Origin of the sequence: Azoarcus indigens, from assembly GCF_004361735.1 — a bacterium.
Classification (GTDB): Bacteria; Pseudomonadota; Gammaproteobacteria; order Burkholderiales; family Rhodocyclaceae; genus Azoarcus; species Azoarcus indigens.
Window position 1 is genome coordinate 1 of the sequence record NZ_SNVV01000031.1, and the last position, 24,331, is coordinate 24,331.

A 24,331-nucleotide genomic window follows, 5' to 3' on the forward strand; every position below is an offset into this window, starting at 1 on the left:
TTGCTCCTGAGATGAATCGACGACGTGGCCTTCCCAGAAGACCACGCCCAACATAGCATCGCGCATGACGGGGAAGAGGAAGGGGATCGGTTTGTCTGGCGACTGCCAATCTACCAACCTCCGAACCGTCAACCACTACTTCCCCCAGATTGCGCGAAGAACCTTTTTCTTTGGTGCGCCGCTTCACCCTTGCGCGCCGCAATCTCCCGCCTGCCCTCTCGCCGGGTTCAGACGTCCAGCGGATCCACATCCACCTGCCAGCGCAGATCGCGCGGCGCACGCTGGCGGTACAGAGCCTCCATCCACGCCAGCAGGAAGGCCTGCAGGGGACCACGCTGGTCCGCCTCCACCAGCAGCTGCGCCCGCTCACGGCGCGCCAGCCGGGTGAGGCGCATCGGCACCGGGTCGAACAGACGCACCGCATCCCCGGCAAGCTCCTCGCCCAATGCCCTGGCCTCCTTGAGAAAGGCCACCGCGTCGTGCAGCAGCGGCGCATCCGCCCGCAGCATGGCTTGGTGGGTGTAGGGCGGGAAACCGGCCTGGCGGCGCTCGTCCAGTGCCATGCGGGCGAAGGCGTCGAAATCCTGGCGGGAGAGATGCTGGTATAGCGGGTGGGCGGGGTACTCGGTCTGGATCAGTACTTCGCCGGGCAGGGTGCCGCGGCCGGCGCGGCCACCGACCTGCATCAGTTGCTGGAACAGGCGTTCCGGCGCACGGAAGTCTGCGGCGTGCAGCGAGGAGTCGGCGCCGATGACACCGACCAGCGTCAGCCGCGGGAAGTCATGCCCCTTGGCCATCATCTGGGTGCCGACCAGGATGTCCGCCCCGCCATTGGCGATGGTGGCGAGCAGCGCTTCCCACTGGCTACGGGTGCGGGCGGCATCGCGGTCTACCCGCAGCACCCTGGCTGCGGGGAAGAGCTCGGCCAGGCGCGCCTCCACCCGCTGGGTGCCGCGGCCGAAGGGCTGGATGTCCTGGTTGCCGCAGCTGGGGCAGGCCGCCGGCACCGGGCCGTCGCAGCCGCAATGGTGGCAGCGCAGACGGCGGTCGGCGAGATGGACCACCAAGTTGGCGGAGCAGTTGGGGCAAGTGCTGATCCAGCCGCAGGAGGGGCAGGACAGCACCGGCGCGTAACCACGGCGATTGAGGAAGACCAGGCTCTGCTCGCCGCGCGCCAGCCTTTCCTCCAACGCCTTGTGCAGCGCCGGGCTCAACCCCTCGTCCAGGCGCAACCGGCTGGTGTCTATGCAGCGCACCTTGGGCAAGGAGGATGCCACCGCCCGGCGGCTGAGGTTCAGCGTGGCATAGCGCCCGTTGCGGGCGTGCAGCCAGCTCTCCAGCGAAGGCGTGGCCGAACCTAGCACCACCGGCACCTTGCGCTGGCGCGCCCGCCATACGGCGACGTCGCGGGCGGAATAGCGCACCCCCTCCTGCTGCTTGTAGGAGGCGTCGTGCTCCTCGTCCACCAGGATCAAGCCCAGCCGCGGCAGCGGCGCGAATACCGACAGCCGGGTGCCGAGCACGATGTCCGCCTGGCCGGTCAGGGCTTGCACGAAGCCGCGCGAGCGCGCGCCTTCCGCCAAGCCGGAGTGCAAGGCCACCACGTTGGCGGCCGGGAAACGGCTGGCGACGCGGCCTTCCAGCTGGGGCGTGAGGGCGATCTCCGGCACCAGCATCAATACCTGCCCGCCAGCGGCCAGCGCGCGTTCGGCCAGGCGCAGATAGACCTCGGTCTTGCCGCTGCCGGTCACGCCGTGAAGCAGCCAGCAGCGGAAGCCGTCCTCCGCCGCGTCGAAGGCGGCCACTGCGGCGGCCTGGTCCTCGGTGAGCGTGGGCAGGCCGACAGCAAGGTGGCGAGGCTGGCTTTGGGCAGAGATGGCTAGCCACCCGCGCTTGAGTGCATCGCCCACTGCGGCGCCAGCGGGCAGGGCCCGGACCACGCTGCGCCGGGCGGGAAGGCCGGCAGCGACCGCCTCGCTCAGCAATGCCAGGGCGCGGCTTTCGCGGCGGGCCTCGGCCAGCGCAGCCTGCCCGGCGGCGGTCAGGTCCAGTGGCGGGTCCACATCCTCGCCACTGACGCCATCCGCGCGGCGCAGCCCCGGCGGCAGCGCCAGCGCGACCACCTCACCAAGGCGGGCGTGGTAATAGCGGGCGACGAAGCCGACCAGTTCCAGCCAATCGGCCGGCAGCGGCGGCACGTCGCGCTGGATGTGGTGCACCGGCTTCAGTCTGGCGCTCGCTACCTCGGCATCGCCGGGCAGGGCGACAATCACGCCGCTTTTGTCCCCGCGGCCAAAGGGTACTCGCACGCACCGGCCGACATCGCTGCCATCCGCATCTTCAGCCGTGTAATCAAAGAGTTGCGGAAGCGGGACTGGCAGGGCGACGCGGACGATGGGCATGAGGAGCAAGGAGATGTTTGCTTGTTCTTATATTTATCAGTCAGTTACCGCTCTTTTGTGAGATTAAGCTGCACGAAAGGGCGGTAAGCACTTGCCGGGAAAAACGGCGCCAGGCTTGTCCACAAAAGCTGTGGATAACTTTGTGGGAAAGCTGGGTGAATCGCCGCCAACCCGGTGTGGCATAAGCGTTTCTGTCACTTTGCCTTAACATTGCGCAAAGTTTTTATCTTTAAAAATCAAATATCTACAAAATCATGTGCATAACGCACCAGCTTCGTGCGTCAGACCCGCCAAGAACGCCTGGATGTGTATAAGTCAAGCCCGATCGGTATTATTTTTTGCTTGACAGAGGCGGCGAGGCCGCCCCTTTTCCGAGATGCGCTCAAGCGCCCTGACGGATCAAGCGGCTGTGCTGATGCACCGTATCCACCAGCACTTCCACATGGTCCGGCGGGGTGAACTGGGAGATGCCGTGGCCGAGGTTGAAGACGTGGCCGGCGTGCGGACCATAGGAATCCAGCACGCGGCGGGCTTCGTCGGCGACGACGTCCGGCGGCGCGAACAGGATGTTGGGGTCCAGGTTGCCCTGCAGCGCCACGCGGTCGCCCACCAGCTGGCGGGCGCGGCCGATGTCCATGGTCCAGTCCAGGCCGACGGCGTCGTAGCCGATGGCGGCGATGCGCTCCAGCCACAGGCCGCCACCCTTGGTGAACACGATGCTGGGCACGCGGCGGCCTTCGCGCTCGCGGATCAAGCCTGCATTCACCCGCTCCAGGTAGCGCAGCGAGAACTCGCGATAGGCGGCCTCGGACAGTACGCCGCCCCAGGAGTCGAACACCATGACGGCCTGGGCGCCGGCTTCGATCTGGGCGTTGAGGTAGGCGACCACCGCGTCGGCGGTCACGCCGAGGATGTGGTGCATCAGGTCCGGCCGGCTGTAGGCCAGGGTCTTGACCTTGCGGTAGTCGTCGGAAGAGCCGCCTTCCACCATGTAGCAGGCCAGCGTCCACGGGCTGCCGGAAAAGCCGATCAGCGGCACGCTGCCGTCAAGGGCGCTGCGGATTTCGGCGACGGCGTCCATCACATACTGCAGCTCGGCATGCGGATCCGGCACGGCCAGATTGCGGATCTCCCATTCGTCGCGCAGCGGGCGCTCGAAGCGCGGGCCTTCGCCTTCGGCGAAGTACAGGCCCAGGCCCATGGCGTCCGGCACGGTGAGGATGTCGGAGAACAGGATGGCGGCATCCAGATCGTAGCGGGCCAGCGGCTGCAGGGTGACTTCGCAGGCCATCGCCGGGCTCTTGCACAGCTGCAGGAAGCTTCCGGCGCGCTTGCGGGTTTCGCAGTACTCCGGCAGGTAGCGGCCGGCCTGGCGCATCAGCCAGACGGGGGTGTAGTCGGTGGGCTGGCGCAGCAGGGCGCGCAGGAAGGTGTCGTTCTGAAGGCGGCTCACGTCGAGTCCTTTTAGGCCGTACCGGAAAAGGGGGATTATCGCCTGCCCCGGCCGCCCGGGCGAGGACAAGCGCAAAAGCGGGGCCGGCCGCCCGCCTCAGCGCCGCCAGAAGGTCGGCGTCATCACCACCAGCAGGGTGAAGATCTCCAGCCGGCCGAGGATCATGGTGAAGGACAGCAGCCAGGTCTGGAAAGCGGTCATGGACTGGTAATTGAAGGCTGGGCCGACCGCATCCAGGCCGGGGCCGGTGTTGTTGAGGCAGGCGACCACCGCCGAGAAGGCGGTGATGAGCTCCAGCCCGGTGGCGGACAGGATCAGCGTCAGGGTGACGATGCTGACCATGTACATGAAGCTGAAGCCGAGCACCGCGTGCAGCACGCTCTCCGACACCGGCTGCCGGCCCAGCCGCACCGGCCGCACCGCGTTGGGGTGCAGGGAGCGCACGATCTCGCGCAGCACCTGCTTGTACAGGATGATGGCGCGCATCATCTTGATGCCGCCGCCAGCGGAGCCGGAGCAGGCGATGAAGCTACCGAGGAAGAGGATCCACAGCTGGGCGAACATCGGCCACTGGGTGTAGTCATAGGTCGCCAGGCCGAGCGAGGTGGAGATGGAGACCACGTGGAAAGCAACGTAGCGCAGCGTGGTGGCGAGGTCGGTGTGGGCACCGTAGTTGTACAGGTAGAGCGTGAGCATGGCGATGCTGAAAGCGAGCACGCCGAAGAAGAAGGGAATCTCCGGGTCGTACAGGTAGGGCTTCAGGCTGCGCCGCGACAGGGCCATGTAGTGGGTGGCGAAGTTCAGCGCCGAGGCGAGGGCGAAGACGATGGCCACCATCTCCACGTTGAAGTTGTGGAAGTAGCCCAGGGATTCGTCCTTGTTGGAGAAGCCGCCCAGGCCGGTGATGGAGAAGGCGTGGATTACCGCGTCCCACGGCGATAGGCCAGCGAGCCATAGGCTGAAGCCGCAGCCCAGGGTGAGCAGGCTATAGGTGAGCCACAACCCCTTGGCGGTTTCGGTGATGCGCGGGGTGAGGCTGGTCTCCTTCATCGGCGTCGGCACTTCCGCCTTGAACAACTGGCGGCCGCCGATGCCCAGCAGCGGCAGGATGGCCACCACCAGCACCAGCACGCCCATGCCGCCTATCCAGTGCATGAAGGTGCGCCACAGGTTGATGGAGGTGGGCAGCGCATCCAGCCCGGTGAGCACGGTGCCGCCAGTGGCGGTGAGGCCGGAGGTGGCCTCGAAATAGGCTTCGGTGAAGCTCAGCTCAGGCAGGTAGGCGAGCAGCGGCAGCGCGCCGAACACCGGCAGCACCACCCAGGCGGCGGCCACCAGCAGGAAGCCGTCGTGCACCCGCAGGTCGCGCCGCGGGCTGCGGGTGAAGGACCACAGCAACAGGCCGCTGACGAAGGTGACCAGGATGGCCTGGTCGTAGGCCAGCGCGGCGCCATCGTCCAGCCAGGCGGACACCGCCAGCGGGAACAGCATCAGCAGGCCGAAGATCATCACGATCATGCCGAGAGCGTTGAGCGCGGGAGCGTAGGGGCGCAGGGGCGAATACGGCATCGGGCGTGGCGTCAGAGGAAGGTGAAGCCGACCTGGAACAGCTTCTCCACCTTGCGTACCAGCTGCTTGTGGGTACAGAAGATGATGACGTGGTCGCCCTGCTCGACCAAGGTGTCGTGGTGCGGAATGATGACCGCGCGGCGTATCACCTTGCCGTCGCCGCGCTTCTCGTCGCGGACCAGGGCGCCGATGCTGGCGCCCTTGGGCAGCGGTATCTCCTCGATGCGGCGGCCGACCACCTTGGAATCCCGGGAATTGCCGTGGGCGATGATCTCCAGCGCCTCGGCCGCGCCGCGGCGCAGGCTGTGCACCGCCACCACGTCGCCACGGCGCACATGGGCGAGCAGCGAGCCGATGGAGGTGTGGGCCGGCGAGATGGCGATGTCGATCGGCCCGCCCTGCACCAGGTCCACGTAGCTCTTGCGGTTGATCAGCGCCAGCGTGCGGCGCGCGCCCATGCGCTTGGCCAGCGAGGCGGACATGATGTTGTCTTCGTCGTCGTTGGTCAGCGCAACGAAGAGGTCCATCTCGTCGATGCCCTCGTTCTCCAGCAGCTTCTCGTCGGTGGTGTCGCCGCGCAACACCAGCGTCTTCGGCAGCTGGGAGGCGAGCGACTCGGCGCGGCGGGCGTCCACCTCGAGGATCTTGACGATGTAGTCCTGCTCAATGGAGCGGGCGAGGCGGCAGCCGATGTTGCCGCCGCCGGCGATCAGCACCCGGCGCATCGGCCGGTCGGTGCGGCGCAGCTCGCGCATCACTTGGCGGATGTGCACCGTGGCGGCGAGGCAGAACACCTCGTCGCCCGGCACGATCACCGTGTCGCCCTCCGGCAGGATGGGCTCGCCGTTGCGGTAGATGGCGGCAATGCGCACCTCCACGTTGGGCAGGTGGAAGCGCAGCGCCTTCAGCGGATGCCCCACCAGCGGCCCGCCCTCGAAGGCGCGCACGCCGATCAGGCTCACCACGCCGTCGGCGAAGTCCAGCACCTGCAGCGCCTCCGGGAAAGCGATGAGGCGTTTGATGTAGTCGGTGACGATCTGCTCCGGGCAGATCGAGAAGTCGACGGCGAAGTTTTCGTCGTTCAGCAGTTCCGGGTGATCCACGTAGTCGGTGGAGCGCAGCCGGGCGATGCGCGTGGGCAGGTTGAACAGCGTGCGGGCGATGCGGCAGGCGCACAGATTGGTCTGGTCGGACTGCGTCACCGCGATCAGCAGATCGGCATCATCGGCGCCCGCCTCGCGCAGCACCGAGGGCGAAGCCGCGTTGCCGAACACGGTGCGCACCTCCAGCCGTTCCCGCAGGTTCGCAAGCTGGTCCGGATTGGTGTCCACCAGCGTGATGTCGTTCTCTTCCGACACCAGGTTTTCGGCCACCGAGGCGCCGACCTGCCCGGCGCCGAGGATGATGATTTTCACCGGGCGATGCCCCAGACGCATTCAGGAAGGCGGATTCTACGCGTGCGCCCTGCGCCGCGGAACACGGCCGGTATACGCCCTGCTCGGCAAGCCCATCAGCCTGCGCGTGCTGCAGCCGGATGGCGGCAAGCGCTACTTCACCGGCCACGTCGCCGCCCTACGAACTGCCGGCCAACATGACCCAGACCGGCATCAAGACGCGCTCCACCAAGGACGGCGGCACCGAGAACTTCAACGAGATCCGCTTCGAGGACAAGAAGGGCTCGGAACAGCTCTTCATCCACGCCGAGAAGAACCAGGACAGCAAGAACATCGACCACAACGAGAGCGTGACGGTCGGCAACGACCGCACCGAATCGGTGGGCAACAACGAAACGATCAATATCGGTACCAACCGCAATGAGTCGGTGGAGAAGAACGAAACGATCTCCATCGGCGCCAACCGCAGCGAGTCTGTCGGCGGGAACGAGACGGTCACGGTCGGGCAGGATCGCAGCGTCACGATAGGCAACAATGACGCGCTCGATCTCGGCCCCTTCCTCGCGGCCCTTGCCGCCCACGCCCTGGCCGGCGGCTATCGGCCCAGCCCCTGCCTGGTCTATGCTTCTTCAGACCTTGGCGACCGTGCCGCACTCCTGCTCAATACTCCCGCAGGCTGACCCCCGGAGTTCCTCATGCCATGCATCCATAACATCCAGGGTTTCGCGCACAAGAGCAGTGGCGGGATGAGCATGGTCTTCCCCGACGTCTGCAATACCCCCTCGCCGGGCGGCCCCATCCCCATTCCCTACCCCAACATCGGCAAGTCGTCCGACAGGGCAGCGAAAACGGCGTCCATCCGCCCGGCTCGTACGCCGTCGGTGGCGGCCGGGGCGGCTTGCGTGTCTGGAGCACCGCTGACGAAGCGGATGAGGAAGACGAGGATCTGCCCGAGAACTCGGCGGATGCGGATACTTCCGCCTATCTCACCAGCGAGCCCGGCAGCATCACCGCAAGCACGCCAAAGTGGCGGTACGTCGAACAAGCCATGCTGCTCGCACCTGGGCAGTTCCACGACCATCATGCCGATTACAGCCGGGAGGTCCAGCTGAAGCTCGACGCGGTCGCAGCCAATCTGGCGAGGCAGTACAGGGCGCGAGAGAAACTCAGCAGCCCCTGCCCGAAATGTCTCAAGACCCGCCAGAAATGGGCTGAAAAGGGTTATCCGCCACCAGCCGACCTCGTCGCCCGACTCGACGGACTGTCCAGCCGCTTCCGCCAGTACGTCAATGGCTCGGCCTGGGCATGGAACCTCTACACGTCCAAGTGGTGCAAGGCCTATATGCAGGCGCGCGCGCCCTGCCGCTGCCTGTGCCTGGAAGGCAAACCGCTGGAAGTGGGCGACAGCGTGCTGCTACTGCCGGCGGGCGCCGCCGGCCCGGCCGGGGTCCTCGGCCGCATCGGCCCTTACCTCGAACCGCAGCCGCAAGCCGCCACGGCCACCCTGGCCTACGCGAAAGCCATCGAGAACGCCGACAGCTGGGGCTATTTCGCCCTCGACCTCGCCGGCTACCTGTCGGCGGGCCACCGCACGAAGGTGCTCTACTAGCCGCCGCCCAAGGACGAACCCACCATGACAGACGACGATTTCGCCCCGCCCGCTCCCAAGCGCACCGGCCCACTCGAGGTGGACGCGGTGACGCTGGACGGCCTGCGTTTGGAGGCGGTGCATTGGGGACGCGAACGCGGCCTGGGCCAGAACGGCGGCTACATCGAAGCCTTCGACGCCGGCAGCGGCCGCGCCCTGTGGCTGTTGCAGGTGTACCGGATCAGCTACCAGGACGAACTGGACGAGGATGTGCAGGATGTCTTCATCGAAGAACTCAAAGCCGGCCCCAAGGGCAAGCTGACGGTGACCGACGAAAACGGCCGACGCTTGATGCTCGCCCCGGCCACCCGCAGCGTGGCCACACGCAGCGTGGCCAGCCGTTGAGGGCCACGATGCGCACCCCTCGTCCTCCACTCATGCTCCTCGGCCTGCTCGCCATGCTGGCTGGCGGCCAGGCCGCCCTGGCCGGAATGCCAGCGGCCGACAACGCTGGCGCACCAGCAGCCAAGCGCGTCGCCCCGGCGCCGGTACGGCCGGTCACCATCGCCGGAATCCGCTACGAAGCGGCGCTCGGCACCCGCGCCCGTTCCCTCCCCCAGGAAGGGGGCTATGTTGCCGCGATCGACGCCGGAAGCGGTCAGGAGCTGTGGCTGCAGCGCATCTACGAGACGCGCTACGACCCGGCGCTGGAAGAGGACGTCCAGGATGTCTTCATCCGCCGCTTGAGAGCCGGGCCCGGGGGCAAGACGCTGGAGATCGTGGATGAGCTGGGGCGCCGCTACACGCTGGACCTCGCCACCCGCGAGCCGAGACCCTCAAGCAAGGGCAAGCAGCACGACGGCCGCCGAAGTTCCATGCAAAAGGAATAGCAGGATGAAGGGCTCATCCACCGCAGTCGGGGACTGCACCCCTCCAACCCGCTCGCCCCATCACTCCAGCGGAGAAGGGCCTTCTGCAAAGCATCAGGGACCGCCTGGCCTATTTTGGCGGGTGATTCGCCACCACCGCTCAGCGTCAAGGGAAACACCACAGCGACATGACCGGCTGGAACCAGAAATTCAAACGACTACGCCAAGCGCTGACTGAACAGCCTGGAGGCTTATCAGGATGAATGGCAACCGCTGGCGAAGCGCGGCCGCGCAATCGGATGTCCGACGAAGGCTGCGACCCGGGCCACGCCAGCCTGGACGAGTTGCGCAAGCAGGGCGGCGGCAAGGGCAAGCTGATCGGGCATGATGCGGTATCCGAAGACAAGGGCATGCTGGGCGCCGTTGGCGCCTGGACCGACAATGGCGGCCATCCTATGGATGCGCAGACCGAGATGCGCCTGGCTGCACTCAAGCTGCTGCGCCATGTCTCTCTGCTGAACGCTCCGGCAGCCGCAAGACCTGGCTGCTGTCCTTGCCGAATACCTTTCTGCAGTGGCCAAGCGACGACTTCAACGCCCCCGGGTGCATACCAGGATCGCCGCGCGTGCCCTGCTGCGGGCGGACGACGAGATCTTCCAGCGCGAGCAGAAGAAATACCTCGCCAACTCCCTCCAGCAGGCCATGAGCGGGTGGCAGCGTACCGGCATGGCGCTGGCGCTTGCCGGTGTTCGACAACTTCGCCGACGGCTTAGACGCCAAGCTTGCGGCGCAGACCTACAAGGGGCCCGAGTTGGTGGCGAAGGAGGTGGCGGCCGCCTGCGGCGAGGGTAGGCGCGGGCTTGCGGTGCTGGACGCCGGCTGCGGCACCGGCTTGTGCGGGCCGCTGCGCGCCTTATGCGCGCGAACTCACCGGCATCGACCTCTCCGGTCCGATGCTGACCCAGGCCCAGGGCCCCGGCGCCTACGACCGTCTGGTGAAGGCCGAGCTCACCCGCTGCCTGCAGGATGCCACGCTGGGCAGCTACGACCTGGTGGTGTCGCGGATACGCTGTGCTGCTTCGGCGCGCTGGAAACGGTCTGCGCCGCGGCGGCGGCGGCGCTGGCATGGGCGGCCACCTCGTCTTCACCGTGGAAAAGATGGCGGCTGCGGCGGATGCGCCCGGCTACCGGCTGGAGCCCAGCGGCCGCTACACCCACGCCCCCGGCTATGTCAGCCGCGCCTTGCAGGCCGCCGGCTTTGCCGCGCCCGCGGTGGAGGAAGCCGTGCTGCGCACCGAGGGCGGCAAGCCGGTGACGGAGCTGCCGTACAGCGCGCGCAAAGCGGTCGCCTCACGCTGAAATGAGCGCGGGGCGGTCTCCAGCCCCGCGGTGTTCAGGCCGCCTTCAAACCTCTTCGTGCCGTCGCCCGGCCTGCAGGCCGAGCTGCTTCAGCTTGCGGTAGAGGTGGGTACGCTCCAGCCCGGTCTTCTCGGCCAGGCGGGTCATGTTGCCGCCCTCCAGCCGCAGGTGGTGTTCGAAGTACATGCGTTCGAAGGCCTCGCGGGCCTCGCGCAGGGGCTGGTCGAACTGGATGCCGGCGGCACTGCTGTCCGGCATCGGCGCCAGCAGGCGACGCACCTCCGCCGGCCCGATCTCCTCTTCCAGCGTGCCCAGCGCCAGCGACTTCACCGCCGCGCGCAGCTCCAGGTAACCGCCTGGCCACGGCAGGGTGCGCAAATGGTTCAGCGCGGCGCTGGAGAAGCGGCGCAATGGCACCTCGCCGCCTTCGGCCAGATGCACCAGGATCTGCGATGCCAGCTCCGGCAGGTCGTCGCGCACATCAGCCAGCGAGGGCGGCGCCAGGCTGACTTCGAACAGGCGGGCGAGCAGCGCCTCGTCCCAGCCTTCCGCCAGCAGGGCCTCGGCGCTGCGGTCGGTGGCGGCCACCAGCCGCAGGTCGTAGCGCTCCAGGCGTTCGACAGCGAAGGCGAGATTCTTCTGCTGGGCGCGGGAGAGCCGGCCCAGCTCGCCGACGTAGAGCACGCCGCCGCCGCAACCCTGCAGCTGGGAGATGTCCAGCGGCGCGGTAACCGCCGCCAGGTCCAGCCAGGCCGAGCCGGCCGGCTGCACGCTGCGAGCGATGAGTTCGGCGAGGCTGCCGGCGGCCACCCGCAGCAGCAGCACCCGCGAGCTGTCGGCGATCTGGTCCACCCGGCGCTTGAGTTCGCGCAGCGGCAGCGAGCGGGCGAAGGCGGCCAGCGTCAGCGGCGCGGCGCTGCCGGCGGTGGTCGGCCGCTGCAGGCCGCGCTTCACCGCCGCCAGCAGCTTCTGCAGCGCGATCGGCTTTTCCAGGTAGTCGATGGCGCCGATGCGGGTTGCCTCCACCGCAGTGTCTATGGTGCCGTGGCCGGACATCATCACCACCGGCATGGTGAGCTGGCCGGCGGCGGACCATTCCTTCAGCAAGGTGATGCCGTCGGTGTCCGGCATCCAGATGTCGAGCAGCACCATGTCCGGCCGGCTGGCGTGGCGCGCAGCGCGGGCGGCGGCGGCGTTCTCGGCGAGCTGGATGTCGTGGCCCTCGTCGCGCAGGATCTCCGACAGGAGTTCGCGGATGCCGATTTCGTCGTCAACGATGAGTATCTTTGCCATTGTTCAATTGTCACCACGGGTTGCTGCAACGCGCAGGCGGATGCGCACTTCGGCGCCGCCGCTGTCGCGATTGGCGAGCCGGACGTCGCCGCCATGCTCGTCCACGATCTTCTTCACCATGGCGAGCCCGAGGCCGGTGCCGCGGGACTTGGTGGTGAAGTAGGGTTCGAAGGCGCGGGCCAGGACCTCTTCAGGGAAGCCGGGGCCGTTGTCGCGGAAGATGAGTTGGACCTGCTGCGGGCCGTCGCGCCGGGTGATGACCATCACCTCCGCCTTCTCGCCTTCCTGGCCGGCGAGCGCGTCCTGGGCATTCTGCAGCATATTGTGGATCACCTGCCGCATCTGGGCGGCGTCGCCCTGCACACGCGGCAGGTCCACCGCCAGCTCCAGCCGCAGGCGGATGGCGGCGCTCTCGTACAGGCCCAGCACTTCGCGCAGCAGGGCGTTCAGGTCCAGCTCGCCCAGCATGGGCACCGGCAGGCGGGCGTAGTCGCGGAAGGCGTTCACCAGGTTTTTCATCGACTCCACCTGGTTGACGATGGTCTGGGTGGAACGCTCCAGCATCTCCCGCCCTTCCGGGTCCAGCCGGTCGGCCAGTTTGAAGGCCAGGCGCTCGGCGGAGAGCTGGATGGGCGTGAGCGGGTTCTTGATCTCGTGCGCCAGCCGCCGCGCCACTTCCCCCCAGGCAGCGGTGCGCTGGGCGGCGACGAGGCGGGAGATGTCGTCGAACACCACGACGAGGCCGCCATTGGCCGGCAGGCGGGAGCCGTGGATCAACAGGGTGAGCGGCTGGCAGTCCTTGACCGAGACTTCGATCTGCTCGTGCCAGTCGCTATCGTGGCCAGCGAAGCCCGCCAGCAGCGCATCGCGGAAGGCGGCGTGGCGCGGCCATTCGGCCAGCGGAATGTCTTCGAAGCCGGCGAGGTCGTCGGCGAGGATTTCCATCGCGCCCCGGTTGGCGGCGCGCAGCGAGCCATCGGCGGCGAAGGCGAGCACACCGGTGGAGAGGTTGGCGAGCACGCTCTCCAGGTAGGCGCGTGCCGCTTCCACCGCCGCACGGTTGCGGTCGGCCACCGCGCGGGCGTCTTCCAGCTGGCGCGTCATCTGGTTGAAGGACTGGGTGAGCACACCCAGTTCGTCGCGTGCCGGCAGCGCCTGGCGCGGGCTGTAGTCGCCCTGCGCCACCGCCTGGGTGCCCTCGGCGAGGATGAGCAGCGGTGCCGCCAGCCGGCGGGCGAGGATGAAGGCGACGGCGACGGCGGTGAGCAACGCCAGCAGCAGGGTGAGCGTCAGCGTCAGCGTGTAGATGCGCTTGAGGCCAGTGCGGCTGAGGGTGAGTTGCTGATAGTCGCGGTAGGCGTCCTGCACCGCTTCGGCGTGGCGGGCGAAAGTTTCCGGCACCGGTTGGGTGAGCTGCAGCAGGTGCGGCTCGCCGGCCAGCGAGCGGGTGGGAATCGGCACCAGCACCCGGATCACCAGGCGGCCGTCGGCGCGGGTATCCACCGCATGGAAGGAGCGGCTCTGGCGCGCCTGGCGCAGCTGCGCGGAGGTGGGGAGATCCGGCACCAGCTGGGGCACGCCGTCGACGGCGGCGCCATCCGAGGCGGTGGCGATGATCTGGCCGGTGGCCGAGATCACGGTGGCGCTGCCGACCTGGGCGAACTCGCGCAGGCGGTTGAGCCGGGTGGGCGCGACCATCTCGGCGTCTTCCAGGTCCAGCGCCATGTCGGCAGCCTTGGCGTCCACCTGGCTGACGAGGTAGTCCAGCGCGTTCTGGCCGAGGGCGATGCCGCCCTCCAGCGCGGAGTCCACCCGCACGTCGAACCAGGATTCGATGCTGCGCACCACGAACTGCAGCGATACCGCATACACCAGCACGCCCGGCACCAGCGCCATCAGCGCGAACATCAGCATCAGCCGGTACTTGAGACGGGAGCCGAACTGGCGGCTGCGGTACTCGCGCCACAGCGAACGCAGTTGCACCGCCACCAGGCCGGCGAGCGCCACCGTGAGCACGCCATTGAGGGCGAGCAGATAGGGGTAGCCGCTGGCGAAGAGCTCGGTGTTCGCGCTCGCGGTGGTGAGCAGGAACAGCGAGATCCCGGCCAGCGCGGCGATGATGACGAGCGCGATGCGTTTCATCGGAAGGCGGGGATTCCGGGCAGGAAGGTCCAACGCACCCAGTCTGAGGCCAAGGTCCAGTCACGGCTGCCCAGCGCGGTCACCTGGAAGGGCTTGGGCAGCTGGCTGGTGTCCAGGCGGAAGCGCAGCGAAACCTGGTGGGAAACGCCGGCCTGCAGTTCGTCGCCGTTGGCCACCTGCCAGTTGCGGATGCGCTGCATGGTGCGCACCGCGGCTTCCAGCGAATCGAAGTTCTGGTGGAAGCGGCCGATGGAGAGGCGGTAGCTGCGGGTGATGGCGTGGTAGTAGAGGCGGTAATTGAGCTGGCGATCCACCACGGTGGCATTGAACCAGTACCAGCGCGGCCGCTCGATCTGCACTTCGGCGACGAAGTAGAGCGACACGCCGCGCGTCACCGCGTCCGCCAGCCGGGGGTTGAGTTCGAAGTCGATGTCGGCGTTGAGCACGTAGCTGCCATCGTCGGCGACGATCTCGGCGCCGGTGATGGTGGCGTCATCCGCCGCGGCGAGCGGGCTGGCGAGGGCGAGGACGACGAGCAGCAGCGCAGCGAGGGCCGCCCGCAGGCGACCGCGCAGACGATCAGGCCGACTTGCGCAGCAAGGCGTAATAGAAGCCGTCATGTTCGGCGTTCGGTAGCAGCTGGAATGCTGGGCGCCCGTCTATGGGCAGGCGTTCGGCATCCATGTGGCGGGCAAGGAAACGCTCGACCTGGGCGCCGTTTTCGGCGTCGAAGACCGAGCAGGTGACGTAGAGCATTGTGCCACCGGGGGCCAACGTGCGCCAAAGCGCATCCAGGATGGCCGCCTGCTGCTCGGCGAAGGTGGCGATGTCTTCCTTGCGCCGCAGCCACTTGATGTCAGGGTGCCGACGCACCACGCCGGAGGCGGAGCAGGGTACGTCGGCCAGGATGCGGTCGAAAGGGCGGCCGTCCCACCAGCCGTCCACGTCGCGGCAATCGGCGGTCTTCACCCTGGCCCGCAGGCCGAGGCGCTCCAGGTTGCTCTGGATGCGGGCGGCGCGCTGCGGGTCCAGTTCCAGCGCCAGCAGGTCGATGTCGGCGCTTTCCAGAAGGTGCGCCGTCTTGCCGCCGGGTGCGGCGCAGGCATCCAGCACCCGCTCGCCGGCGCGCGGCGCCAGCAGGCGGGCAGCCCACTGGGCGCCGGCATCCTGAACCGACAGTCGGCCCTCGGCATAGCCCGGCAGGCGGCCCACCGCCACCGGCCGTTCCAGCAGCAGCGCGCCATGCGCCAGCAGACGGCCGGGCAGCCCGGCAGCGGCAAGCCGAGCCGCTTCCGCCTGCGCCTCGGCGCGACGGCGGTTGATGCGCAGAGACATAGGCGGGTGGCTGCAGCCAGCGGCCAGCACCGCCTCCCAGTTCTGGGGATGGGCAGCGCGGACTTCGGCGATCCACCAGCGCGGATGGGCGTAGCGGGACTCCTCGTCCTCCGCCTGCCAGCCGCGCACGGCGTCCGTCTGGCGCAGCACATTGCGCAGCACGCCATTGACCATGCCCTTCAGACCGGGCATCAGCGCCGCCGCGGCGCTCACCGCCTGATCGACCACGGTATGCGCCTGCTCCGGCCGTTGCGCCAGCCGGCACAGCGCCACCAGCAACAGGCCATGGATGAAGGGCGGCGGCAGCCTGGGCACCAGCTGGCTGAGCACCGCGTCGCCACGGCCGTAATCCCGCAGGGTGCTCCAGGCAAGATCGCGCACCGCACCGCGAGTGGCGTCGCTCCACCCGGGCTGGGCCTTCAGCAGCTTTTCATAGGCATCGGTGAGGTTGGCGCCTTCGAGCACGCCGGCGACCAGTTGGGCAGCCTGCAGCATGGCGTAGGCCAGACTGTCCTGCGGCGGCAGCGCGGGCGCTTGCCGCCGGGGCGGGGAATTGCGGCTGCCACGCTGGGCGCTGCCGCGTGGAGCGGAGGAAGAAGGCACGATGGAGACTGGGAAAGCTGGCTGCATCCGCCCTCCCCGCTTCATTCGGCGAGCAGCGTACGCAAGTGATTGGGAAGCGCGAACTGGGCGCAGTGGACGGCGCCATTGTAGTGCTGAAGACGGCCCAGCTGCCGTTGGGCGATACCCGCATCGACCTGCGCGGCGCTCAATGCCGCCGGCTGCACCGCGTCCGAGGCGCAAGCCATGCCCCACAGGCTGCCGTAGAGCGGGATGTAGAGGAAATACGGGCTCACATGGGCGAAGACCTGCCGCAGGCCGCGCACCAGTCCGGCTACCCGCTCCGGCTGGAAGACCGGGGCGCCGATGTGCAGGGTCAGGGCGCCACCGGGCGCCAGCAGGTTGCGGCAACCATGGAAGAAGGCTTCGCTGTAGAGCGCTTCCGCCGGCCCGACCGGGTCGGTGAGGTCCAGCACGACGAGGTCGAAGCGCTCGCCGCTCGCCGGCCCTTCACGCTCCACGTAGGCGAGGCCATCGCCGATTCGGATCTCCAGCCGGGGATCGTCCAGCGCGCCATGATGCACCTCGCCGAGATAGCGGCGGGCGATGTCCACCACCTTGCCGTCCAGCTCCACCATCAGCACCCGTTCCATGCCTGGGTGCTTGAACAACTCCTCGGCCGAGCCACCGTCGCCGCCGCCAATGATGAGCGCGCTGCGCGGTCCGGGATGGGCCAGGGCCGGTACCTGGATCAGGTTCTCGTGGTAGTAGAACTCGTCTCGCTCCGAGGTCATGAAGCAGCCGTCCAGCCTGAACAGCTTGCCGAAGCGAGGGGTGTCCCACACTTCGTAGTCCTGGAACTCGGAGCGGCCGTGCTCCAGCAAGCGGCCACCGGCGATGAAGTAGCCGGCGTCGTCCGCCAGGTACTCGGCCAGTACGCCGTCTATGTGGGGCAGGAGCGCGCTCACGCCTCGATCTCCACCGGCTCGCGGCCACGATTCACCGCGTGCTCGGCGATGTCCTCCGGCTGCATCGCCTCTATTACCCGGCGATAGACGCTACGGGCGCGATCGCTATTGTCGCGGGAATAGTTGCAGACGTAGACGTCCAGCGTGACGTCGCCGGTCTCCGGCCAGGTGTGGATCGCCAGGTGGGACTCCGCGAGCACCACCGTGCCGGTCACACCCGCCGGCTCACCTTCATCATCCAGGAACTGGTAGAAGTAAGCTCCCAGTGGCGTCAGGCCGGCGTCGCGGCATTCCTTCACGCATAGGGTTTCAAGCGCCTCTCGCTCGCTGAGTGCGACTGCTTCGCCGCCGCAACGGTAGAGATCGGCAATCAGATGAAGTCCATTCATTGCCAGGTTCGGTACGGTCACGGAAAGCCGTCGATTCTAGCATCGCCCTCACATTTGCCCGAATATATCGTCACCCCTTGTTCCACGTGGAACGGCCAAAGGGATTCACCTGAAGGTATCGTAAGCCAGCTTGGCGATCAGCACGCTGACCACACACAGGAACATCCTCCGCACGAAGCCTGAGCCGTGCTTGAGCGCAGCCCGCGAGCCCGTCACAGCCCCGCTGAGATTGCACACCGCCATTACAGTAGCCACCTTCCATAGCAGGCTTACGTTATTGACGAAGTAAGCAATGGCCGCCAGGTTGGTTGCGACGTTGAGGATCTTGGCGGTAACCGACGCCCGCAGGAAATCCATTCCCAACAGGCGGATGAAGAGGAAGATGAGGAAGCTTCCTGTACCCGGCCCGAAAAAGCCGTCATAGAAACCGATCACGCCACCGATGCCGAGGGCGATCGCTGCGGAGCGCCCGCCGTGCGCCGGTTCCGTCGAAACCGTACCCAGGTCCTTGCGCATGAAGGTGTAGATGGCCACCAACACCAGTAGCACCAAGATCAACGGGCGCAGTACGGTGGGCGGCAGGTAGGCGACCGCCTTGGCGCCATACCAGGAGCCGAGCAGTGCGGCGAGCGCGCCGGGCACCGCTACCCGCCAGGGAATGCTCACCCGCCGGGCGTACTGAACCGCCGCGCTACTTGTACCGACGATGCTGGCGAGCTTGTTGGTGCCGAATAGCGTTGCCGGCGAGGCGTTAGGGAAGGCGGCGAACAGCGCAGGTATCTGGATCAGGCCACCGCCCCCAACGACGGCATCGACAAAACCAGCGCAGAAGGCGGCCAGCCCCAGCGCAAACAAAAGAAAATCCGGGTCCATCCTTGTTCCACGTGAAACAGCGACTCAGCGCTGCGGATTGCGCGCCACCATGAACAGGCGGCGGAAGGGGAAAAGCACGCTGCCATCCGGGCTCATAGGGTAGGCAGCTTTCAGCATCTCGCCGAGCTCGGCGCTGAAAGCCCGCCGATCGTCCTCGCCGAGCCGGGAAAAATAAGGCACGAGCGTCGTGCCGCTCAACCAGCTCAAGATGGGATTATCGCCCGTCAGCCGCTGCCAATAAACCGTTTCCCACACGTCGACGATATGGAAACGGGCGCCGAGCAGCGAGTAGTAGAAACCGGCCCCCTCCACCGCGCCCATGCGACTGTCCGCCAACCGCTCCCGCCAGGCACGGGAGCCCGCCAGATTCCGGATCGCCTGGTGCGACGGCGCGTCGAAATTGGCCGGCATCTGCACTGCCAGAATGCCCCGCATGCCTAGTTGGGAGGCAAGGTGGGCGAACAGCGTCGCATGGTCGTCCAGCCAGTGCAGCGCCGCGTTGGAGAAGAGAACATCCACTTCGCTGTCTGCCTGCCACAAGCGCGCATCCGCCTGCTCCCAGCGCACACCGGCATGCTCCGCGCCAGCCCGGGCCAGCATTTCGGTGGAGTTGTCTATACCCAGCACATTCGCCGCCGGCCAGCGCTCCTTCAACAGCATGGTCACATTACCCGGTCCGCAGCCAAGATCCACCACTTGCAGCGGTTGGACGGCCGGAATACGCGCAATCAGATCCAGGGCCGGGCGCAGGCGCAGGTTGTCGAACTGCAGGTAGCGCTCCGGATCCCATGCCATGAAAAATCCTCCTCCCTAACAGGGCACGCCCAAGAACAGGGCTTTCCCGAACTATAGCAAGCGGCATCAGACGGGATGGCCGACAGGCGAATGTCGCGGACGCCGACCTACTCCACCTTCCATGCTGATCACCCGAATTTGACCGCAAGCAATGGCGTTCCCATGGCGCGCCCACGCGCTAGACTTCAAGAAGCTCCGTTTCGCCAACACCCATATGTCCACATCCTGGCTGCACCTGCTCCCACCCTCGGCCCGCCACGCCGGCCCCCTGCCCTACGCCTGCGGGCAGAGCGCGCTCGGGCGCTTTCTTGCCGCGCAGGGAAAGAACGGGTTGTGCGCACTGCTGCTTGGAGAAGACGAGGCGGCCCTGCTCGTCGAACTGCGAACCTACTTTCCCCAGGCGCTGCCAGAGGCGAGGCCCGTCGACTTCGTCGACACACTCCCGCAGCTTGCGGCACATCTGGCGCAACCGTGGACACCGCTGAAGCTGCGGCTGGAAGCTGCCGGCACGCCGCTACAGCATCGCGTCTGGCAAGCCTTGAGCGCCATCCCCGCGGGCCAGACTCGCAGCTACGCCCAGCTTGCCGAGAGCCTCGGGATGGGAAATGCGGTACGGGCGGTCGCGAACGCTTGCGCCGCGAACCGGCTGGCAGTGGTGGTGCCGTGCCACCGGGTGCTGCGCAGCGACAGCAGCATCAGCGGCTATCGCTGGGGGCCGGCGCGCAAGGCGATGCTGCTGGAACGGGAGCGCCAAGCCCCATGAGCTCCGGCCAGACCCTCCCGCTCTTCGACGACGCCCCCCAGGCCAGCCGCGAGCAGCTGGGCACGCACGCCTGGCTGTTGCGCGGCTTTGCACTATCGCGGGCGGATGTGCTCCTCACCGCCATCGCCCGCATTACCGCGCAATCCCCCTTCCGCCAGATGTCCACACCCGGCGGCCTCACCATGTCGGTCGGGCTGAGCAACTGCGGGGCGCTGGGCTGGACCTCGGATAGCCACGGCTATCGCTACACCCCGCGGGACCCGCTCACCGATCTGCCCTGGCCTTCCATGCCCGCCCCCCTGCTGTCCTTGGCCGCGGAGGCGGCCGAAGCTGCCGGCTTCCCCGAGTTCATGCCGGATGCCTGCCTGCTCAATCGCTACCTGCCGGGCAGCCGTCTGTCCCTGCATCAAGATCGCAACGAGCGGGACTTCTCCGCGCCCATCGTCTCCGTCTCCCTCGGCATGGGGGCCATTTTCCTTTTCGGCGGCCACGCACGCAGCGACAGAACCACGCGCGTCTCCCTGCTGCACGGCGACGTCGCCGTCTGGGGCGGGGAAGACCGCCTGCGCTACCACGGCATCCTGCCGCTGAAGGACCAGCCTCACCCGGCCACCGGCAGCCTGCGCTACAACCTTACTTTCCGCAAAGCCGGCTGAAACGGCCAATTCATCATGTCGCCCAAGCCCGCCTACCTCGAAGCCAGCAACTACCTCGCGGCATTGGATGCCGACTGGGCCGGCCTGATAGCGACCGTGGGCCCCTGCGAGCTGCAGGCCACCGCCACCCGCGAGCCTTACGAAGCGCTGGTGCGCGCCATCGCCTACCAGCAACTCCACGCCCGCGCGGCGGAAGCCATACTCGGCCGGCTCATCGCCCTCTACCCGGACGGGGCATTCCCCAGCCCCGCCGCCCTGCTCGCCACCGACCCCGAGTTGCAGCGCCGCTGCGGCCTTTCCGCCAGCAAGCTGGCCACCATACGCGGCATTGCCCAGGCCGCGCTGGAAGGGCGCGTCCCGGACCTTGCCAGCGCACGCCAGCTATCGGACGAGGCCTTGATCCAGCAGTTGGTCCCCCTGCGGGGCGTGGGCCGGTGGACGGTGGAGATGATGCTGATCTTCACCCTGGAACGGCCGGATGTGCTGCCGGTGGACGACTACGGCGTGCGCGAAGGCTATCGCCGGCTAAAAGGCCTGGAGAAGGCGCCTACGCCCCGCCAGCTACGCGACATCGGCCTGGCCTGGCATCCGCACCGCAGCACCGCTGCCTGGTATCTGTGGCGCGTCCCCAAAACCGTCGGAATTCAACAGCAAGAAGCCGGTGGCACGCCGCCGCCCGGGCCGGCAGGATAAGCCCATGGACACAAACGCCAGGTGCCCGCGATGAAGCCCCTTCCCTCACTCCCTCCCGCCCCGCGCTACGCCAGCGAAGACAGCCGCTGGGCCGCGGTACAGGCACGCGACGCGGCGGCGGACGGCCACTTCGTTTATGCGGTGAAGACCACCGGCGTCTATGCCCGCCCCAGCGCCTCCGCCCGCCTGCCGCGCCGGGAGAACGTCGTCTTCTTCACCAGCGCAGCGGAGGCCGAAGCGGCCGGCTACCGCCCCAGCCGCCGCCCCAGCGCGGACCGCAGCATGGCGGAGGCTCGCCGCTCCGCGCTGATCGCCGAAGCCTGCCGGCTGATGGATGCCGCCGAGACGCCGCCCCGGCTGGACGCCCTCGCCGCCCGCGCCGGCCTCAGCCCTTTCCATTTCCACCGCCAGTTCAAGGCGGAGACTGGCCTCACCCCGCGCGCCTATGCCCAAGCCGCCCGGGCCCGCAAGTTGCGCGCCGGACTCGCCAGCCCGGCCGGCGCCAGCATCACCCAGGCCCTTTACGCCGCCGGCTTCAACTCCAGCAGCCGCTTCTACGATCAGGCCGAGGCCCTCCTCGGCATGCGCCCGCTGGACTACCGCGAAGGCGGCCGCCAGGCGGAGATCCGCTTCGCCATCGGCCAGTGCAGCCTGGGCGCCATTCTGGTTGCGCAAAGCCAGCGCGGGCTGTGCGCCATCCTGCTGGGTGACGACCCGGAGCTGCTCGCGCACCAGTTGCAGGATCGCTTCCCCAAAGCCAGGCTGATTGGCGGCGATGGCGAGTTCGAGCGCCTGGTGGCCGAAGTCGTCGGCTTCGTCGAACAGCCGGCGCTGGGCCTGCGCCTGCCCCTGGATATACAAGGCACCGCCTTCCAGCACCGGGTGTGGCAGGCGCTGCAGCAGATCCCACCCGGCAGTACCGCCAGTTATGCGGAGATCGCCGCCCGCATCGGCGCCCCCAAGGCGGTGCGCGCAGTGGCACGCGCCTGTGCCAGCAACATGCTGGCGGTCGCCATTCCCTGCCACCGCGTGGTCCGCCATGATGGCCAGCTCTCCGGCTATCGCTGGGGCGTGGAACGCAAGCAGGCCTTGCTGACGCGGGAAGCGCAGGCGCGCCAGGACTAGGCCGGCCCGCGACAAGGCAACTCTCGCCGCAGGCGATTGGCCACGGCCATGACCCCCGGCGCGGCGGGCGGCTTCGTAAGCCTGGCGCTCATCAGGCCATTCCTGCCGCGGAACCGCTGCCGCAGCAGCCGGTCAGCCAGAGAACCGCCGAGGTCCACCAATGCCCCCGCCCGCCCAGCGCGTCCCCGCGCTCGCCCGCCTCTTCAACCTGGAGCCCGCCGAAACGCCGGCAGTGCTCGCCGGGCTGCTGCTGTTCTTCCTGCTCTTCACCGCCTACTTCATGTTGCGGCCGGTGCGCGAAACCATGGGAGTGGCCGGCGGCGTGGATAACCTGCAGTGGCTCTTCACCGGCACCTTCCTCGCCACCCTCGCCGCCCTGCCGCTGTTCGGCTGGCTCGCCTCCCGCGTTTCCCGCCGCCGGATCGCACGCTGGACCTACGGCTTCTTCGTGCTCAACCTGCTGGCCTTTGCCGCCGGCCTCGCCCGCTGGCCGGACTCGCTGTGGCTGGCCCGCGGCTTCTACATCTGGCTGTCCGTGTTCAACCTGATGGCGGTGTCGCTGGCCTGGAGCGTGATGGCGGACGTCTTCAGCAGCCACCAGGCCAAACGCCTGTTCGCCCTCATCGCCGGCGGCGCCAGCCTGGGCGGACTCACCGGGCCGCTGCTCGGCACCCTGCTAGTCCCCCACCTCGACCACGCCGGCCTGCTGCTGCTCTCCGCCCTCCTGCTTGCAGCTTCGGCCGGCGCCGCTGGTTGGCTGCATCGCTGGCGCGACCACCACCCCTTCCACTCCGGCGAGCAGGCCGGGAGCCAGGCAGGCGCGGACCCGGCCCGCGACCGCCCACTCGGCGGCAATCCCTTCGCCGGCGCGACCGAGGTGCTGCGCTCGCCCTATCTGCTCGGCATCTCGGTATTCGTGCTGCTGCTCTCCAGCGTCAGCACCTTCCTTTACTTCGAGCAGGCGCGACTCGTCGCGGAGGCCTTCCCCGACCGCAACCGCCAGACCCAGGTCTTCGGCCTGATCGACGCGACGGTGCAGACGCTGGCCATCCTCACCCAGCTCTTCCTTACCGGCCGCATCGCCCGCAGGCTGGGCATAGGCATGCTGCTCACCGCAGTGCCGCTGGTCATCGCCGCCGGCTTCCTGTGGCTGGCGGCCGCGCCCGTATTTGCCGCCTTCGTGGTGGTGATGGTGGTACGCCGCGCCGGCGAATATGCACTGGTGCGGCCGGGGCGGGAAATGCTCTACACCGTGACCACGCCCGAGGAGAAGTACAAGGGCAAGAGCTTCATCGACACCGTGGTCTATCGCGGCGGAGACGCCCTCAGCGGCTGGCTGAAGCGCGGGCTGGACCTGCTTGCCGAGCACCCTTCGCTGGCCATGTCCATGGGCGCCGTGCTGGCCTTGCTGTGGGCCGGCGTGGGCTGGACGCTGGGGCGGCAGCAAGGCCGCCTGGAGGCCCGCCAGCCCCCCTTTGCCGGCGCCACCACAGCCGCCGCCCTGCCAGGAGAACGTCCATGAGCCCTTACCCGCGCAAGAAGGATTTTCCGGTCAGCGAAGTCCGACGCTACCTCGAACCCGGCCCCATCGTGCTGCTCTCCTCCCGCCTCGGTGACCAGACCAATGTCATGACCCTGGGCTGGCATACGGTGCTGGAGTTCTCCCCTTCCCTGGTCGGCTGCATGATCTCCGCCGGCAACCATAGCCACCGGATGATCCGCGACAGCGGCGAATGCGTGATCAACCTGCCCACCACCGCACTCACCGACGTCGTGGTGAAGATAGGCAACAGCTCGGGCGCGCAGATCGACAAGTTCGCCCAGTTCGGCCTCACTCCCGCGCCGGCGGAGAAGGTCGGCGCGCCACTGATCCAGGAATGCCACGCCTGCTTCGAATGCCGGATTCATGACGATGTACTGGTGGAGAAGTACAACTTCTTCATCTTCGAAGTGGTACGGGCCCACGTCGCCGAAACCCCGGCCCATCCCGAAACGCTGCACTACACCGGCGACGGCGTGTTCATGGTCGCCGGCAAGATCATCAGCCGCAGGGGACTGTTCAAGCCGGAGATGCTGTAGGCGGAAGGGATGGCCGGCACCGCCA

25 protein-coding genes and 1 pseudogene are annotated in these 24,331 nt (G+C 67.8%); 12 read left to right on the top strand and 14 right to left on the bottom strand.

What is annotated here, in order from left to right:
• Positions 1-227 precede the first annotated feature (227 nt).
• The 4 genes from C7389_RS22525 to trkA all read right to left on the bottom strand — a co-directional run bounded on the left by C7389_RS22525 (position 228) and on the right by trkA (position 6,839).
• The gene (locus tag C7389_RS22525) at positions 228-2,402 is read right to left on the bottom strand and encodes a primosomal protein N' (RefSeq protein WP_133594965.1); all 2,175 of its coding nucleotides are present in this window, start codon (positions 2,400-2,402) and stop codon (positions 228-230) included.
• 382 nt (positions 2,403-2,784) lie between these two features.
• The gene (hemE, locus tag C7389_RS22530; RefSeq protein ID WP_133594918.1) at positions 2,785-3,855 is read right to left on the bottom strand and encodes a uroporphyrinogen decarboxylase; all 1,071 of its coding nucleotides are present in this window, start codon (positions 3,853-3,855) and stop codon (positions 2,785-2,787) included.
• A gap of 96 nt (positions 3,856-3,951) precedes the next feature.
• On the bottom strand, positions 3,952-5,409 hold the full coding sequence (locus tag C7389_RS22535) for a TrkH family potassium uptake protein (RefSeq protein WP_133594966.1): 1,458 nt from the start codon (positions 5,407-5,409) through the stop codon (positions 3,952-3,954).
• A 26-nt stretch (positions 5,410-5,435) separates the two neighbouring features.
• A complete protein-coding gene (gene trkA / locus C7389_RS22540) occupies positions 5,436-6,839 on the bottom strand; it encodes a Trk system potassium transporter TrkA (protein WP_133594919.1) in 1,404 nt (467 codons plus the stop codon).
• A gap of 119 nt (positions 6,840-6,958) precedes the next feature.
• Here trkA and C7389_RS22545 point away from each other — a divergent pair, with 119 nt between their 5' ends.
• The 5 genes and pseudogenes from C7389_RS22545 (at position 6,959) to C7389_RS22565 (ending at position 9,296) form a co-directional block, all read left to right on the top strand.
• Positions 6,959-7,498 carry a bacteriophage T4 gp5 trimerisation domain-containing protein gene (locus C7389_RS22545; RefSeq protein WP_133594920.1) on the top strand — a complete coding sequence of 180 codons (540 nt, stop codon included), beginning with the start codon at positions 6,959-6,961 and terminating at the stop codon, positions 7,496-7,498.
• A gap of 72 nt (positions 7,499-7,570) precedes the next feature.
• Positions 7,571-7,639, top strand: a pseudogene (locus tag C7389_RS25905) (PAAR-like domain-containing protein); the annotation flags it as partial.
• A 77-nt stretch (positions 7,640-7,716) separates the two neighbouring features.
• Positions 7,717-8,427 (top strand): hypothetical protein, encoded by a 711-nt coding sequence (locus C7389_RS25210; RefSeq protein WP_246034940.1) that lies wholly within the window; start codon positions 7,717-7,719, stop codon positions 8,425-8,427.
• Between the two features lie 24 nt (positions 8,428-8,451).
• On the top strand, positions 8,452-8,811 hold the full coding sequence (locus tag C7389_RS22560; protein WP_133594923.1) for a hypothetical protein: 360 nt from the start codon (positions 8,452-8,454) through the stop codon (positions 8,809-8,811).
• Between the two features lie 8 nt (positions 8,812-8,819).
• Complete coding sequence (locus C7389_RS22565; protein WP_133594924.1) at positions 8,820-9,296, top strand: hypothetical protein; 477 nt, start codon at positions 8,820-8,822, stop codon at positions 9,294-9,296.
• Positions 9,297-9,529: 233 nt separating this feature from the next.
• On the opposite strand, the gene C7389_RS22570 is transcribed toward C7389_RS22565, so the two are convergent.
• Both C7389_RS22570 and C7389_RS22575 read right to left on the bottom strand, forming a co-directional pair.
• Entirely contained in the window at positions 9,530-9,781 is a 252-nt protein-coding gene (locus C7389_RS22570; RefSeq protein WP_133594925.1) for a hypothetical protein, read from the bottom strand.
• Positions 9,765-10,031, bottom strand: a complete 267-nt coding sequence (locus C7389_RS22575; protein ID WP_133594926.1) for a hypothetical protein — start codon at positions 10,029-10,031, stop codon at positions 9,765-9,767. The genes C7389_RS22570 and C7389_RS22575 overlap by 17 nt, the downstream gene beginning before the upstream one ends.
• A 369-nt stretch (positions 10,032-10,400) precedes the next feature.
• On the opposite strand from C7389_RS22575, the gene C7389_RS22580 reads away from it, so the two are divergent.
• The gene (locus C7389_RS22580; RefSeq protein WP_133594927.1) at positions 10,401-10,634 is read left to right on the top strand and encodes a hypothetical protein; all 234 of its coding nucleotides are present in this window, start codon (positions 10,401-10,403) and stop codon (positions 10,632-10,634) included.
• Positions 10,635-10,679: 45 nt separating this feature from the next.
• Here the strand turns inward: C7389_RS22580 and C7389_RS22585 are convergent, their stop codons facing one another.
• From C7389_RS22585 to C7389_RS22620, 8 genes are all read right to left on the bottom strand, one after another.
• Entirely contained in the window at positions 10,680-11,927 is a 1,248-nt protein-coding gene (locus C7389_RS22585; protein ID WP_133594928.1) for a sigma-54-dependent transcriptional regulator, read from the bottom strand.
• A 3-nt stretch (positions 11,928-11,930) separates the two neighbouring features.
• Positions 11,931-14,069 (bottom strand): sensor histidine kinase, encoded by a 2,139-nt coding sequence (locus C7389_RS22590; RefSeq protein ID WP_133594929.1) that lies wholly within the window; start codon positions 14,067-14,069, stop codon positions 11,931-11,933.
• Complete coding sequence (locus C7389_RS22595; RefSeq protein ID WP_133594930.1) at positions 14,066-14,689, bottom strand: DUF4390 domain-containing protein; 624 nt, start codon at positions 14,687-14,689, stop codon at positions 14,066-14,068. Before C7389_RS22595 ends, C7389_RS22590 begins: the two co-directional genes overlap by 4 nt.
• Positions 14,649-15,899 carry a 16S rRNA (cytosine(967)-C(5))-methyltransferase RsmB gene (gene rsmB, locus C7389_RS22600; RefSeq protein WP_246034938.1) on the bottom strand — a complete coding sequence of 417 codons (1,251 nt, stop codon included), beginning with the start codon at positions 15,897-15,899 and terminating at the stop codon, positions 14,649-14,651. The genes C7389_RS22595 and rsmB overlap by 41 nt, the downstream gene beginning before the upstream one ends.
• A gap of 149 nt (positions 15,900-16,048) precedes the next feature.
• Positions 16,049-16,933 (bottom strand): polyamine aminopropyltransferase, encoded by an 885-nt coding sequence (speE, locus tag C7389_RS22605; RefSeq protein WP_133594932.1) that lies wholly within the window; start codon positions 16,931-16,933, stop codon positions 16,049-16,051.
• Positions 16,930-17,322, bottom strand: a complete 393-nt coding sequence (gene speD, locus C7389_RS22610) for an adenosylmethionine decarboxylase (RefSeq protein WP_133594933.1) — start codon at positions 17,320-17,322, stop codon at positions 16,930-16,932. The genes speE and speD overlap by 4 nt, the downstream gene beginning before the upstream one ends.
• 105 nt (positions 17,323-17,427) lie before the next feature.
• Positions 17,428-18,195: a sulfite exporter TauE/SafE family protein gene (locus C7389_RS22615; RefSeq protein WP_133594934.1), complete on the bottom strand. Its 768-nt coding sequence runs from the start codon at positions 18,193-18,195 to the stop codon at positions 17,428-17,430.
• A 24-nt stretch (positions 18,196-18,219) separates the two neighbouring features.
• On the bottom strand, positions 18,220-18,990 hold the full coding sequence (locus C7389_RS22620; RefSeq protein WP_133594935.1) for a methyltransferase domain-containing protein: 771 nt from the start codon (positions 18,988-18,990) through the stop codon (positions 18,220-18,222).
• 151 nt (positions 18,991-19,141) lie between these two features.
• Between C7389_RS22620 and C7389_RS22625 the strand changes: the two genes are divergently transcribed.
• From C7389_RS22625 to C7389_RS22650, 6 genes are all read left to right on the top strand, one after another.
• On the top strand, positions 19,142-19,753 hold the full coding sequence (locus C7389_RS22625; protein WP_133594936.1) for a methylated-DNA--[protein]-cysteine S-methyltransferase: 612 nt from the start codon (positions 19,142-19,144) through the stop codon (positions 19,751-19,753).
• Entirely contained in the window at positions 19,750-20,409 is a 660-nt protein-coding gene (gene alkB, locus C7389_RS22630) for a DNA oxidative demethylase AlkB (RefSeq protein WP_133594937.1), read from the top strand. The genes C7389_RS22625 and alkB overlap by 4 nt, the downstream gene beginning before the upstream one ends.
• 15 nt (positions 20,410-20,424) lie before the next feature.
• Positions 20,425-21,102 (top strand): DNA-3-methyladenine glycosylase family protein, encoded by a 678-nt coding sequence (locus tag C7389_RS22635; protein WP_133594938.1) that lies wholly within the window; start codon positions 20,425-20,427, stop codon positions 21,100-21,102.
• Positions 21,103-21,132: 30 nt separating this feature from the next.
• The gene (ada, locus tag C7389_RS22640; RefSeq protein ID WP_133594939.1) at positions 21,133-22,227 is read left to right on the top strand and encodes a bifunctional DNA-binding transcriptional regulator/O6-methylguanine-DNA methyltransferase Ada; all 1,095 of its coding nucleotides are present in this window, start codon (positions 21,133-21,135) and stop codon (positions 22,225-22,227) included.
• A gap of 160 nt (positions 22,228-22,387) precedes the next feature.
• Positions 22,388-23,749, top strand: coding sequence for an NTP/NDP exchange transporter (locus C7389_RS22645; protein ID WP_133594940.1), 1,362 nt, complete (start codon positions 22,388-22,390; stop codon positions 23,747-23,749).
• The gene (locus C7389_RS22650; protein WP_133594941.1) at positions 23,746-24,306 is read left to right on the top strand and encodes a flavin reductase family protein; all 561 of its coding nucleotides are present in this window, start codon (positions 23,746-23,748) and stop codon (positions 24,304-24,306) included. Before C7389_RS22645 ends, C7389_RS22650 begins: the two co-directional genes overlap by 4 nt.
• The last annotated feature ends 25 nt before the right edge of the window (positions 24,307-24,331 follow it).